The organism is Paenibacillus sp. FSL K6-1558 (genome assembly GCF_038002565.1).
GTDB lineage: Bacteria > Bacillota > Bacilli > Paenibacillales > Paenibacillaceae > Paenibacillus > Paenibacillus polysaccharolyticus.
Window position 1 is genome coordinate 5,255,217 of the sequence record NZ_JBBOCV010000001.1, and the last position, 14,663, is coordinate 5,269,879.

Genomic DNA, 14,663 nt, shown 5'->3' on the forward strand with positions numbered 1-14,663 from the left:
TGGTTTATTCTTCTGTGTAAACAAACCGTTTATCTCTTCCATTATCTAAGTTCAGCAAAGGAGAACCTGTATGGCCAAATTGTCGACCAATACCGGACAAACCGTTGACGCAGTCAGCGCGAGTAGATCGGGTCCCTGGCGTGAGGCGTGGAGGACGTTTCGGCGGAATCGGCTTGCGTTGGCAGGGGTGATCATTATTCTTTTTTTCATCGTATTAGCCTTCCTTGCCCCCTATATTGCGCCCTATGATTACAAAGAGCAGGTGCTACAGGACAGGCTTCAAGCTCCGTCGGCTGAGCACTGGTTCGGGACGGATGACCTGGGACGGGATGTGTTTTCCCGTGTAATTCATGGTGCAAGAATATCGCTGTGGGTTGGATTTTTCTCCGTCATTGGGTCTATTGTTGCTGGAGCACTTCTTGGACTGGTTGCGGGGTTCTATGGAAAATGGGCGGACATGCTGATCTCGCGTCTGTTTGATATTTTGCTGGCATTTCCGGGCATCTTGCTGGCGATCGCGATTGTCGCGATTCTGGGCCCTTCTTTGCAGAATGCGTTGCTCGCCATTGCGATCGTGAATATTCCAACGTATGGACGGTTGGTGAGATCGCGTGTACTTAGCTTGCGGCAGGAAGAGTTTATTACATCGGCACGGACATTGGGAGCGGGGAACGGCCGAATCTTGTTTCGACACATTTTACCAAACAGTCTTACGCCCCTTATTGTGCAAGGTACCCTCGGAATCGGTACAGCGATTATCGAGGCAGCGGCGCTCGGATTTCTAGGTATGGGTGCGCAACCACCGGACCCGGAGTGGGGCAAGATGCTTTCGGATTCACGTCAGTACATCCAAAAGGCTCCGTGGACGCTCATCTTTCCCGGTCTTTCCATTATGCTGACGGTACTTGGTTTCAATCTGATGGGCGATGGCCTGCGTGACACTCTTGACCCAAAGATGGCGAAGAAATAACCGATATCACCCAACCGTCCCGAATTTCAATTCGTGGCGGTTTTTGTATTGCTGGAGCAAGTGCGTTACACTGGGAAGAGTGGTTGTCCGTATAGAAGTTTAATCGGTTTTTTACAGAATGAAATCCATGATTTTGTTAAAATAACCGTTTTCGTATTGACACCCAATTTTCCCATATGTTATATAAAAAGAAGGGTTTAGCACTCTGAGTCTTTGAGTGCTAACAAATGAAGCTAATCACACCACTACATATGGAATGGTTCAGTCGTATATGGCTCAGCTTGCCTCTGTACTCAACTGAATCATTTGATACCTAAATTCGAAAGGAGCACTTCATTCATGGCGGTTAAAAAAGAATTTCAGGCAGAATCCAAACGTTTGCTGGATATGATGATCAACTCCATTTACACACAGAAAGAAATTTTCCTCAGAGAACTGATCTCCAACTCCAGTGATGCCATCGACAAAATATATTACAGAGCATTGACGGACGACACGCTCGTTTTCAACAAAGAGGACTATTATATCAAGCTTACCATTGACAAGGAAAATCGCACACTTACCCTTACCGATACAGGGATTGGTATGACACAGGAAGAGCTGGAGAACAACCTCGGAGTCATTGCGAAGAGTGGTTCCCTGGCATTCAAAAAAGAAAACGAAGCCAAAGACGGCCATAACATTATCGGTCAATTCGGGGTAGGTTTCTACTCGGCGTTCATGGTGGCGGACAAGCTGACGGTAACGAGTAAAACGCTGGGCAGCAACGAAGCTTGGAAATGGGAATCCGAAGGTGCTGACGGGTACACGATTACACCTGCGGAAAAAGATACCGTGGGTACAGAAATCGTTCTAACGATTAAACAAAATACCGAAGAAGACTCGTATGACGAGTTTTTGGAAGAGTACCGCCTGAGATCCATCATCAAGAAATACTCTGACTTCATTCGTTATCCAATCAAAATGGATGTAACCAATCACCGTCCGAAGGAAGGTACGGAGAACGAGTTCGAGGATTACAAGGAAGAACAAACGGTCAACAGCATGGTGCCGATCTGGCGTAAAAATAAAAGCGAACTGACCGAAGAAGACTATACCAACTTCTATATGGAGAAACGGTACGGTTTTGACAAACCGCTGAAACATCTGCACATTAGCGCGGACGGCGCGGTGGTGTATAATGCGATCCTGTTTATTCCGGAGAATACACCGTTTGACTACTACACCAAAGAGTATGAAAAAGGTCTGGAGTTATACTCCAACGGCGTATTGATCATGGATAAGTGCGGCGACCTGTTGCCAGATTACTTTGGTTTTGTCAAAGGGATGGTGGATTCCGAGGATCTATCTCTGAACATCTCACGTGAGATGCTTCAACACGACCGCCAGCTTAGCCTGATTGCGAAGAATATCAAAAACAAAATCAAAGGCCAACTGCAAAGCCTGCTCAAAGACGAGCGCGAGAACTACGAGAAGTTCTATCAAGCGTTCGGTCGTCAGCTGAAGTACGGCGTATACAGCGATTATGGCGCAAACAAAGACACCTTGCAGGATCTGTTGCTGTTCACGTCTTCGAAAGAGAGCAAGCTGGTGAGCCTGGACGAATACGTCTCCAGAATGCCGGAAGATCAGAAGTATATCTATTATGCTGCGGGTGAGTCCATCAGCCGAATCGAGAAACTGCCACAGATCGAGGGCGTATTGGAAAAAGGGTACGAAGTGCTCTACTTCACCGACGATATCGATGAATTCGCGATCAAGATGATCACGAATTACAAGGAGAAAGAGTTCAAATCCATCTCCAGTGGTGATCTTGGTATTGAAGACAGTGCGGAAAAAGAAGAGACTGAAGCGCAGGACAATGACAACAAAGAATTGTTCGAAGCGATGCAGGCACAGCTGGAGGGCAAAGTTAAAGCGGTGAAAGCGTCCAAACGTCTTCGCAGCCACCCGGTATGTTTGTCCACCGAGGGTGATTTGACGATTGAGATGGAGAAAGTGCTGAAAGCTATGCCAAACAGCGGAGATGTTCAAGCGGATAAAGTGCTGGAGATCAACGTGAACCATGATGTGTTCAAATCGTTGAAAGATGCTTTTGCACAGGATAAAGAGAAGCTCAGCCTGTATACCAGCCTCTTGTATCACCAAGCATTACTGATTGAAGGATTGCCGATTCAAGACCCGGTAGAGTTTACGAATGATATCTGCAAAGTGATGGTATAGATCTGCTAGATTTAAAACTTCATTTAAAGTTTAACCCGACAAGACGTCATTCGTCTGTCGGGTTTTCTTTTATATCGAGGTAACACTCACCGGCTCAACTATCGACGTACAGTTCTTCATTCTATGCACAGACAGTAGTCTTGCAGGGTATAATATACATAGAGAGGACTGTGCATCATATGTTGATGTAAGAAGAGATGACATGACAGACGGATTTTGCTTTTCGAAACCGCAGATGTTGTGTATAATCACTCAAAATAGAGACAGTCGGCTAGGAGTGATCTACATGCAATGGCATGATCTGAGAGAACATAGACAATACCCTGAACTTACCAAGCTGGAGGGCTCTCGTGCAGCGTATGAGCGAGACTATTCCCGATTGATTCATTCCCCAACGTTCCGGAGACTGCAGGGCAAATCGCAAGTGTTTGGCGCAGGTACGGGTGATTATTACCGGACACGTCTGACCCATTCCCTTGAGGTGGCACAGATTGCGCGAGAAGCGGCGAGAAGCCTGTTGCGTCATTACCCGGAGGTAGATTGGGGCCGGGCAGAGAACCCCGGTCTGATTATCGATTCGGAAGTTGTAGAATGTGCGGCGATCGCACATGACTTTGGTCATCCACCTTTTGGACATAAAGGGGAAGAAGTGCTCGATGGCATTTTGGATGATCTGATCAACAGTGAGACGAAGAAGATTATGAAAAAAAGTCGTGCCGCGAAAGCCCCTAAGGCTGAGTCTGACGTACGAGCGGAGCTCAAACGGAAATATGAGCATTTTGAAGGCAACGCACATAACTTCCGCCTGATCATGTATTTGGAGAAACGTGAAGATATCGACGGACTGAACTTGTCTGATGCTGTGCTGCTAGGGATTAACAAGTATCCGTACCCTGGAACAGAGAGCAAGAAAGGCATGTATCACCACGAGTGGCAGTACATTCGTGAGATTCGGGAGCGCTGGAACATCCCGGCGGGCAAGAAAACGCTCGAAGCACAACTGATGGATCTATGCGATGATATTGCCTATTCTGCACATGATCTGGAGGATGGCATCAAGGCAGGAAAAATTGAAGTACACGAGCATTTCCTGCAAGACCAGCATATCAACCGGCTCATCGTAGACAAAGTTACAACATTGGAGGATCTGTTCTGGAAGGGCTGGACAAGAGAGGCGATCGCGGAAAAAGTGGAAGAAGTTCTTGCATCGTTCCTGCGCATCTGGAATGAGAAAATGCCTTTCTGCGAGCATGATTACTCGCGTACTCGTCGTGAGGTAAAGGCCTATTGGGTCAGTCTTTTTGTCGGCAGTCTAGGAGTCATTGATGACGGGGATTGGAAAAAGGTAACCTTTGTCCGCGAAGGCGTAGAAAACCTCGACATGTTACGCACCGTGAGTGTACTCAAGAGCTTCGCCTGGGTGACGATGATTCGGGATCTGCGCGTGCAACGCCTGCAGAAGCGCAGTGAGTGGATGATTAAACGGCTCTGGGATGCCTTTCTCGATCCGGAAACGTCAAAATCCATCATTCCTTCCGATTGGTTGCAACGATATGAGAAGGATCAAGCTAAAGCGCAGCCGATCTGGACTTGGGAGCATATGGTGATTGATTATATTGCAGGCATGACCGATGCATTCGCCGAGAAAATTTATAATGAACTTTACGGCCTGAAGGTCGGTTCGATCTACGATCTGGACTAGGTGCAAAATCAAAGAGAGGCAAGAGATCAAAGGAGTTGTACAGTGTGGTTGCAAATTTAAGTGAAACCTTTACTGAGAGCTTAGGTGCCAGCACACAAGATTGCTCTGGAGAAAAATTCAGTCTCGGCGTGCTGGATCTCGTTCCTAGACTGAATGGTGCATCCGCTGAGCATGCTCTTCAGCAAGCAGTGCTTTTGGCTCAACAAGCTGAAGCATGGGGTTACACACGATATTGGACGTCTGAGCATCATGATATGCCTGAACTTGCTTCGGCTTCTCCTGAGGTGTTGCTATCTCATATTGGTGCAAAGACAGATACCATTCTGCTTGGGTCGGGAGCTGTTCTGCTTCCGCATTATAGTCCACTCAAGGTTGCAGAGTCGTTCCGTCTGCTGGCTTCACTCTATCCGGGACGGATCGAGCTCGGGTTAGGACGGGCTCCTGGCGGAGGACCTCATGCAACGATGGCCCTCAGTGGCAATTATTTGCAACATGTCTCGAACCTTCCCGCCAAACTGGCTTCGCTTACCGAATTGCTGGAAGACCGTTTTACGTATGAGGATGTTCCGGTTACAGCGCGTCCAGTTCCAGAAATTCCATTATCCTTATGGATGCTAGGGACCAATGTCAAAAGCGCAGTATATGCTGCGAAATTTGGTATGGGTTATGTTTTTGGACAGTTCATGAGTGATTCGGATGGAACTCAGGCTGTACGCCGCTATCGTGAGGAATTCGTGCCTAGTGCTGGGCTGAAGGAACCAGAAGTGATGGTGGCGCTCAGTGCAATGTGTGCGGCAACGGAGAACGATGCTTTAAGGTGGAGTCGTGAGATTGAGAACCAGCGCCAGGAAAGTCGTGAAGAGCACACAAATGAGCGAGATACCAACGTGGGTAGCGTCAAGGATAACCCTCAGAGTATTTCTGTCCATAAAGAGGACAACGAGGTGAAGCGGCATGTTGCTGGCACACCCGAACAAGTATGGCAGTACATTCGGCAAGTAGGGCAGAGGCTGGATACCAACCGGATCCTCGTGGTAACGGGTGGTCCTGATTATGAATGCAGGCTGGAGTCCTACCGCTTGTTAAAATCTAGAATGAGTTAAGGGACAAAGTGAATCTAAAATTGCCTAATCAAGTGTTAGGTGATGTTAAGATGGTGATGAGCTGCAGATCTGAATCATACAGATGTTGCAGCTCATTTTTAATTCGATAAAGTTCAACAAAATTTCATAGATTACAGCGTTTACCGACAAAAGAATGCTATAATACTTTATCGCTATAATGCAGATAAATATAGAAGAGTGTAATTTGCAAGGGGCCAATAGATGGGTTTATTTGCGAGAAAAGCACTAAATTGTAAATGTGGCGAAAGTTGTCATGAGGGGGAAATCATATGTTTAGCCGATTTAAAATCAAGAGCATCGGTCTGCGTATCAGCATCGCATTTTATCTGTTAATCCTCTGTTTAATTATTCTGAGTGTTACCATCATTGGCCGGATGAATTCAATTGAGACTAACACAAATGACATTACAGGTAATTGGATGCCTTCGATCCAGAAGATCAACCAATTAAATTATTCAACCGAACATGTTTTATCACTGAGTTATCGTTACTTTGACGCTGAGGAAGCGGACAAGTCCAAACTTAACGAAGAGCGCACCAAGTATATTCGTGAAACGGCTCAGACGATTGCAATTTATGATAAACAGGCAAAGTCTGAGGAAGAGAATGAGCACTGGACAGCGTTTAAGAGTAAATGGGAAGACTATCTTAAAATGAATGCACAAGCCATTCGGGTTAGTGACGAAGGACAGACTCAGCTTGCCAAAGAAGTAGCTGACAAAGGATCTGCTTCGTTTGATTTGATGCAGGTTGATCTGGATTATCTCGTCAATTACAACCAGCAGCAATCCGATATTTCGGCAGCTCAAACCATTCGTTCTGTTCAAGATGGCAGGTTGTCTGTGCTCATAGGTGTGCTTGCGATGATTATCATTACCGCCATATTTGTTCCAATCATCCGCACACAGGTGGTTAAACCGTTGCTTCGTGTCATCAGTGCTGTTAAATTGATCGCGGAAGGTCAATTAAACGTGCAGGATGTACATACCAAACATGAAGATGAAGTGGGCGCCCTGGCGAAAGCAGTCAATGAGATGAAAGGTAACCTGACCTCGATGGTGATCAATGTAAGGCGTGTAGCTGAATCGGTGAATCGTCAGAGTAGCGAACTGGCCATTGCTTCGGAAGAAGTGAAGATCGGCAGTCAGCAAATTGCGATCACAATGGAGGAATCGGCTAAGGCGGCTGAGAGTCAGGCTCAGACCGCTGTGGAGTCGGCTCGCACAGTGGAAGATTTGAATAATCATATTCAGCAGCATGCGGAACAGGGAAATCAGCTTCGTATGATGTCCAATCAAGTGTTGGAGCAGGGACAGAGCGGCCGCAAATCCATGGAAGAATCCGTGCAACAGATGCAACAGATTGCCAGCTCGGTATCGTCCTCAATGAGCAAGATGGAGGAGCTAAACCGTAAAAATGAAGACATTTCCAAGCTGGTTTTGGTGATTCACGACATTGCTCGCCAAACCAACTTACTCGCGTTGAATGCATCGATTGAAGCTGCACGGGCTGGAGAGAGTGGACGCGGTTTTGCTGTTGTAGCATCGGAGGTCCGGAAATTGTCAGAAGCTGTCCAAGCTTCCGTTGAAGAAATTACGACCATCACTCAGGATATCCAGCAAGATTCACAGGGTGTAGTAAATGAGCTACGTGTTGGCGTTCAAGAAACGGAATTAGGGCAGGAGCGTATGCTTACGTCAGGTAAGTTGTTCAGAACCATCAACACATCCGTAGAAGGCATGGTAGAGGTAATTGGCACGATGTCGGAAGGGCTTTCAGGTATGGAACAGAGCAGTGGCCTGATGAATGACTTCAGTCAGCAGATTTCTGCAGTGTCTCAACAATCGGCGGCCAGTGTGGAGGAAGTCTCTGCTTCGGCTGAGGAACAAGTCGGTTCTATGGAGACCATCAGCAGTAATATTCAAACGTTGAAGGAACTGTCTGACGATCTGCTCACATCCATTGAAAAATTAAAAGTATAAGCCGTTCTTTATAATAGAAGAAACAGGGTAAAACGATTGTTTGAAAAGGTGGATGTGTGGTCGGATTTCGAGTTTAAGACCAGGTCCTAAAATTAAAGTTGAAAGGGATATCCAGCAATGGAATCCCTTATTTTTTTGATTTAAACTTGAAAAGTAGAACCAAGAAATGAGGATGATTATGATGGCAGCTACATATATATACATCTTTGCCTGTCATGAAAATGAACGTGAGTTATGCCATCTTGAATTGAGTACATTGCTTAAGTTGGATTCAGAAATACGCATTACCAGTGGTTCTTATATTAGGTCTGAGCGGTGTATCCCGCCGGGAAGAAGTCCATTTATGCATGGACGGCTGAATGTATTGGGTGAAGGAGACTCGATTACGGAGCTGCTCCCTATAGCTCGAAACATTCGTTTGCAGCAGGATGAGACATTTAAGGTAGTTTGTCTAAAAGCAGGAGATACGCCACCTGACTATGCTCAGGCACGGAAGTTTGAAAAAGAAGTCGGGATGTGCATCCATGGAAAAGCGCAGATGAAACAACCTAAAGTGACTTTCGGACTAATTAAAATAGGTCTAAAATGGATCTTGGGTCAGTGGACAGAAGCGGAAAAATCGTGGCAAAACCATCAGCAGAAGCCGCAAAACTACTCCACAGGCTTCGGTGTAACCTTAGCAAGGGCGCTCGTAAACGTTGCTGTTCCAGAGGCGGAAAATCATCGTTTGCTGGATCCGTGTTGCGGAATGGGAACGGTGGTCATTGAAGCTTTATCCATGGGAATTGATGCAGTAGGCAATGATCTTAATGCACTTGCTGTGCGCGGAGCAAAAGTTAATCTACCTCATTTCGGGTATGACGCCAATCGAATTACTTTGGGAGACATGAGGGATCTGGAAGGTGAGTATGATTCGGCAATTTTCGACATGCCCTATAATCTTTGTTCGGTTCTTCCCGATCAAGAACAGCGAGAGATGCTCCAGAAATTACGCAAGTTATGCAAACGAGCTATCGTCGTTTCCACAGAGTGGGTACAGGCTCACTTGCTGGAATCCGGATGGACGATAGAAAAGTACATAACGGTGCGTAAAGGCACATTTGTACGTCATGTCTGGGTGTGTATGTGATGATCTGGATGTGCATGTAATTATACGTTTGAGTGCATAATAAACACTCCACGAAGGAAGAAAGAATCCTTCGTGGAGTGTTTTTGTTCTGAATTCATCCAGAATGATCAAACATCATTTTGACAAGTTGCATGGGAACGGGTGTTTGTGTTAATATTTATGACTATAATCGACAAGATTGAGCGGAAGAGTTTTACCTGCAACGTAGGCTTCCAGATTTTTGATGAAAATATCGAGAGCGCGCTGCGTATATTGTTCTGTGCTTCCTGCAATGTGAGGTGTAATTAACACATTATCCATGCCCCATAGCGGGTGGTTTGCTGGAAGGGGTTCCTCTTCGAATACATCCAGAGCAGCGAAGGCAATTTTGTCGCTTTGCAAGGCGGCCAGCAATGCCTCCGTGTTTACGCTAGGGCCACGACCTACATTGACAAAACACGCATCAGTCTTGAAATGGTTAAAGGTATTCTGATCGTAAATATGCCGGGTTTCATCAGTCAATGGCAGAATGTTAATCACATAGTCACCTTGGCTTAGAGCTTCATGCAGTCCAGACATATCATACATACGGTCAACATGGGGCACGTCTTTTCCTGAGCGTCGTACTCCAATTGTACGCATGCCTAGTGCTTTTAATACACGGGCTGTTTCGGTCCCGATCTCGCCGACTCCGACGATAACAGCTGTCTTACCATGTAACTCCGGCAGTGCTTTGCCGGGATTCTTCCATTCAGCCTGCTGCTGATACAGCATAGCTTGTCTTAGCCAGCGACTGTGGGATAACATCATGCCCAGAATGATTTCTGTAATGGGAATGGCATGAACGCCGTTGGCACTGGTCACCTGAATATTTTTTTGTTGTAGCTCCGCGAATGGGAGATTATCTACACCGGCTGACCAGACCTGAATCCATTTCAAAGGGCTGTCCTGATGCAGAGCATGTTCAGTTACAAGAGGAGACCAGCCCAGTATAATTTCGGCTTCTTTTAATTCGCTCGGATCCAGATCCTTGGCTTTACCCACTTTGATCGTGTATCCTGGCGCAGCCTGCTGGATCTGTTGCTGTTGTTCTTCGGATAGAGATGGAAAACATACGATTTTACTCATAATGTGTGTGCCTCCTGAGATCGATGAATTAGTCTTGTCAAGTGTATCAGATTCAGTGTATCCTGTGCATGTAAATGGAAAATTCAGGAACGGAGTCTGATATGCAAAATCTATATTGTGTGTCACTCTATGTTTACCCAGCTTGAAATGATATGCATAGTTATGGAATAATAGAGCGAACTTTAGAGAGGTGTATGCAATGAATGCCCCAAAACTTCAAGAACATGCATCCAGACGGGAACGTCTGTTTATTGCTGTGCGTCTGCCTGAATCTGTTCAGCAGTTTCTTCATATGCAGGCCAAGTTAATACGGAACAAGCTTGATTTTCGTAAGTGGACTGACCAAAGAGACTATCATATTACCTTGCAATTCCTGGGGGATACGTTGATGAGTGATGTCGGTCATCTTAGAGTAGCTTTGCACAACGTAGCCGCTGATTTTCATACGTTTGACCTGCAGCTATCGGAATGGGGAACGTTTGGTCTGGAGAAAACACCGAAAGTTCTCTGGAGAGGTGTTAACGGAGATGTAGAGCGATTACATCACTTACAGCAAAAAATTGTAGAGGCTACAAAAGGTCTGGGTTTTGAAGCCGAGTTAAGACCTTACCGTCCACATGTTACTGTAGCCAGAAAATATCTTGGATCGCTTCCTGGTATGGATCATTCTGGAGTTTCCGAAATCGTTACAGAACATGCTTCTCATGGAAATTCATGGTCAGTAGACGGTTTTGTACTTTATGTGACAAGGCTTGGACAAACGCCAATGTATGAGACAGTGGATACGTTTTCATTTTCCTGAAAAACTTTTTAATACCATAAACTCACATTGACATTGTGTTTATCCCTATGTAATATTAGCCATCGTTATTCAAATTCTTTTTTTTTGGTTACTAAGATTAGGGAATTGTTTCGATAGGAGGAATCTTCGAATGGAAATTATAAGCAAGAATCGTTGGGTAGCACCGATGTTATCAGTGCTGCTTGTATGTATAGTGGGGGTAAATGTCGTTCAGGCGACGGGGAAATGGAATGAAGCGAGTGATAGTAAACAGATGACGGAGCTTGCGTCTTCGGCGCATAACAGCCCATCATTGCCGCAAGACCAGAGGCGAATGATGGAAGATGGGACAAGTCTATCTTCTGACACGTCTGGACAATCCGTAACATGGACTAATGCTTTGCCAGCAAAAAACTGGCTTTTGACTGCTCAGGAAGAGCGCGAGCAACAGGAAGCTGCGGCTAAACAAAAAGCCCAAGCTATCGCTACAGCCAAAGCCAAAAAAGAAGCTGCTCTGAAATTGGCTAAAATGGAACATGCCAAAGCGGCGGCTGCGATGTCAACTCCCCCCCAACAACTTTACTTTACGCGGACCAAACTTTTGAATCAGGAAGATGCGAAACAAGCAACCTGGTCTTACAGTGTGTCCGATAAAGAGCTGCATCTGCTACAAAAAATTGTCATGGCAGAAGCGGAAGGCGAACCGTACAAAGGCAAAGTGGCAGTTGCCAACGTTGTCTTAAACCGGCTGCGGTCAGCCAATTTTCCCGATACCATTTACAAGGTCATCCATCAAAAATCACAGTTCAGCCCTGTGGCGAATGGACGACTAAAACGGGTAACCCCGAATGAAGATAGCATCAAAGCTGTGAATGCTGCGCTGAACGGCCAGAAGGAAGTGTCTGATGATACGTATTATTTTTTATCTTTGACGCTTGCTGATGATCTGACAGTGGCTCGTACGAAGAAGGAAGTAAAAACGATTGGGCATCATACTTTTTACAAGTAAAGCACCTTAAAATTCTGCAAACAGGCAGGGTAGTTAACAATGTGAGTGTCACATAAGCCCTGAATCTTGTAAAAATGCAGTTTTATTTCGTCGTTTTTTTTAGTATCTTTGATTGTAATTTACCCATTTTTTTGGTAGATCATACGATGAAATGCAATAGAAATAAAAAAGGTTCCCTTTCATTTTCTGAAGGGGAACCTTTTTTGCTTTTTCGTATTCGTTTAAGCACTTGATTGATCGTGTATTGAATATTGCGTCCTCAGACCGATCCTAAGGCCCCTTAGAGGGATTATAAAGGAAGTCTGGTACCAGACAAAGGTCTGGTTGTAATGCCCGCTGAGAAACGCTCTAGAGACGTAGTTGTAACTTCTGTTGTTGCAGGGAAGAGTAAGTCGTGAACAGCTTGAGCACAACAGGTTGGATCATAAGCTGGTGAATGTCCTGTTATATACCTTTTGTTCTTCTTAGGTAGACTGCCTTGCTTGTGCTGATTTTCAGACAACTCCCGGAATCGATTCGTTATGACATCCTTAGAGTGAATGATCTCTCCATATCCGGCTTGTACAAAATATTCGCAGTTCTCCTCTTCCTGTCCTGGCAGTGGAGGGATAAACAGCATCGGAAGGCCTTTAGCCATCGCTTCCGTACATGTCATGCCTCCTGGCTTGGTGATCAGGACGTCTGAAACATCCATGAGTCTGCTGACTTCCTTCGTGTATCCCAGAATACGGATGTTGGGATGCTGGAAGCAAGGGATTTCTTTCATTTTGTCGATCATCTTTTGGTTGCTTCCGAGGCAGAAGATTAATTGGACCCGGTCTGCCCAGGATGCGAGAGTTTTCATATGTTCCTCGTCAAAAGAAAGCCCCCAACCGCCCCCCATAAGCAGAGCTGTTGGCATATTCTGCAGTCCCATCTCTTCTCTGAGCTTGACCTTATCCCCGGACTCCCAAAAATCAGGATGTACAGGAATGCCTGTAATCTGGATCTGTGAGGAAGGAACCCCCCGAATCTCTAACAGGGCTTTAACTTGCGGAGTGGATACGAGATATTTGTTTACCTCAGGGTTAATCCACGTTCCATGTACGTCATAATCAGTGATCAACGTGTAAAGCGGAATATTCAGTCCTTGACGTTTAAGTCTGGAAATAACCGCATTAGGAAACGGATGGGTACAGATTACAATATCCGGCTTCAACTGGGATACGACCTGCGCCGTCTGGGTATAGAAGATACGGTGCAACGCCAGTTTGGTTAAGCCGTTTAAAGATTTGTTGTACTGTGTGCGGTACAACAGGCTGACAAGTTTGGGTTGAACCGATAGTGTCTTTCGATATGCAGAAAAGATCAGTGGAGCGACGGTAGGATTCAAAAATTTCCCAAGTTCAATAACACGACTGTGAACATGAGGACTTACTTTTTTGATGCCATGTGCCAGAGCATGAGCCGCCTGTGTATGACCAGTACCGAATCCTTCTGATAATAAGAGCACTCTTGGTTTTCGCATGAGTTCACCTTTATTCATAAGTTTGAGTTAAAATTAAAATTTGAATGAGAACAGTTTCGTACGTTTTAAGTAGGGACAGTTATGCTAGGTTTGTTACTAATGAATATACAGCAAAACACGGAATCATGTTTCATCCAAAAATATTTACACCGTATAACCTGATTTGAGACAGCAAACTTCAGTTATATGCGGATTGTTTGAGTCATCTTACACTATAGACGACGACGCTGACAGTTTCCACTGCATTTCGGTTAAAAAATATTAATACATTTTTTTATTGTTAGGCTTGCATTCTTATTTTCAAGGTGATATTGTAGTTTTTGACCAAATGACCAATTTGTATTTTTGGTCATTTTATAGAGAGCGATGGAATTAACCGTCACATTAGATGAAGCAAGGAGGGGATAAAATGGCTCCGATCGACAGGAGACAGCAGGTGATTCATGCAGCCGCCCAGTCGTTTGCCATGTTTGGATACAAAGCGACTACGATGGATCAAGTAGCCAAGATCGCCAATGTAGGCAAAGGCACGATCTACACCTTTTTCACCAATAAAGAACAGCTGTTTGATCAAATCCTGGTGGAAGTCATTCAGGAGATGAAAAACATTGCGCAACGTGAAGTGCATCAGGAAAGTGCTTTTTTTGATAATCTGTTTCGTGTGCTCGATGCGCTGTTGGAATTCCGCCGTGATCACGAGTTGCTCGTGAAGTTGTCACAGGAGTTGAAGGATTTTGGAACGTTACAGGCCAAAGAAGGTCTGGAAAAAGTCGAGAAGGTCATTTCCGATTTTCTGTCCCGTGAACTGGAGAAAGCCAGAGCTGGGGGAGAAATACGCGATTGCGATCCGCAAGTTGTTGCTTTTATGATGATTCGATTGTATATTGCATTAACTTCGGACTGGAGTAAACATCATGATCCGCTTAGCAAAGAGGAAATCAAGAACTACTTTCGTCTTTTCTTAATGGAAGGCATAGCTGCGATCAGTTCTGTTGATTGAAACTTGCTTGTCGAAAGACAAGTTTGTTTTTTGCTCTCAACTGACCGTTTGAGGGATTTGGTCATCACGTATTTCGGTAAAAATACCAGAGTTTTTCATTCTGTTTTCATATTGGTTATTCCTGCTGTC

Annotated in this window: 11 protein-coding genes; 9 read left to right on the forward strand and 2 right to left on the reverse strand. The window is 45.2% G+C overall.

Annotation, left to right across the window (positions count from 1 at the left end):
• Positions 1 to 70 precede the first annotated feature (70 nt).
• The 6 genes from nikC (at position 71) to MHI38_RS22680 (ending at position 9,130) form a co-directional block, all read left to right on the forward strand.
• A complete protein-coding gene (nikC, locus tag MHI38_RS22655; protein WP_154982713.1) occupies positions 71 to 970 on the forward strand; it encodes a nickel transporter permease in 900 nt (299 codons plus the stop codon).
• Positions 971 to 1,309: 339 nt separating this feature from the next.
• Positions 1,310 to 3,193, forward strand: a complete 1,884-nt coding sequence (gene htpG / locus MHI38_RS22660) for a molecular chaperone HtpG (protein ID WP_154890806.1) — start codon at positions 1,310 to 1,312, stop codon at positions 3,191 to 3,193.
• A gap of 286 nt (positions 3,194 to 3,479) precedes the next feature.
• A complete protein-coding gene (locus tag MHI38_RS22665) occupies positions 3,480 to 4,895 on the forward strand; it encodes a deoxyguanosinetriphosphate triphosphohydrolase family protein (RefSeq protein ID WP_341181715.1) in 1,416 nt (471 codons plus the stop codon).
• Between the two features lie 44 nt (positions 4,896 to 4,939).
• Positions 4,940 to 5,998: an MsnO8 family LLM class oxidoreductase gene (locus MHI38_RS22670; RefSeq protein WP_154982715.1), complete on the forward strand. Its 1,059-nt coding sequence runs from the start codon at positions 4,940 to 4,942 to the stop codon at positions 5,996 to 5,998.
• Between the two features lie 290 nt (positions 5,999 to 6,288).
• Positions 6,289 to 8,001: a HAMP domain-containing methyl-accepting chemotaxis protein gene (locus tag MHI38_RS22675; RefSeq protein ID WP_154982716.1), complete on the forward strand. Its 1,713-nt coding sequence runs from the start codon at positions 6,289 to 6,291 to the stop codon at positions 7,999 to 8,001.
• 181 nt (positions 8,002 to 8,182) lie between these two features.
• Positions 8,183 to 9,130 (forward strand): TRM11 family SAM-dependent methyltransferase, encoded by a 948-nt coding sequence (locus MHI38_RS22680; RefSeq protein ID WP_261769368.1) that lies wholly within the window; start codon positions 8,183 to 8,185, stop codon positions 9,128 to 9,130.
• Positions 9,131 to 9,280: 150 nt separating this feature from the next.
• Here MHI38_RS22680 and MHI38_RS22685 read toward each other — a convergent pair whose 3' ends face one another.
• On the reverse strand, positions 9,281 to 10,237 hold the full coding sequence (locus MHI38_RS22685; protein ID WP_154890811.1) for a D-2-hydroxyacid dehydrogenase: 957 nt from the start codon (positions 10,235 to 10,237) through the stop codon (positions 9,281 to 9,283).
• A 199-nt stretch (positions 10,238 to 10,436) separates the two neighbouring features.
• Between MHI38_RS22685 and thpR the strand changes: the two genes are divergently transcribed.
• Entirely contained in the window at positions 10,437 to 11,039 is a 603-nt protein-coding gene (thpR, locus tag MHI38_RS22690; RefSeq protein ID WP_154890812.1) for an RNA 2',3'-cyclic phosphodiesterase, read from the forward strand.
• Positions 11,040 to 11,169: 130 nt separating this feature from the next.
• Positions 11,170 to 12,027 (forward strand): cell wall hydrolase, encoded by an 858-nt coding sequence (locus MHI38_RS22695; protein WP_090918302.1) that lies wholly within the window; start codon positions 11,170 to 11,172, stop codon positions 12,025 to 12,027.
• A 289-nt stretch (positions 12,028 to 12,316) separates the two neighbouring features.
• On the opposite strand, the gene MHI38_RS22700 is transcribed toward MHI38_RS22695, so the two are convergent.
• Positions 12,317 to 13,534, reverse strand: a complete 1,218-nt coding sequence (locus tag MHI38_RS22700) for an MGDG synthase family glycosyltransferase (protein WP_154890813.1) — start codon at positions 13,532 to 13,534, stop codon at positions 12,317 to 12,319.
• 409 nt (positions 13,535 to 13,943) lie between these two features.
• Here MHI38_RS22700 and MHI38_RS22705 point away from each other — a divergent pair, with 409 nt between their 5' ends.
• Positions 13,944 to 14,534 carry a TetR/AcrR family transcriptional regulator gene (locus MHI38_RS22705; RefSeq protein WP_090918298.1) on the forward strand — a complete coding sequence of 197 codons (591 nt, stop codon included), beginning with the start codon at positions 13,944 to 13,946 and terminating at the stop codon, positions 14,532 to 14,534.
• Positions 14,535 to 14,663 lie beyond the last annotated feature (129 nt).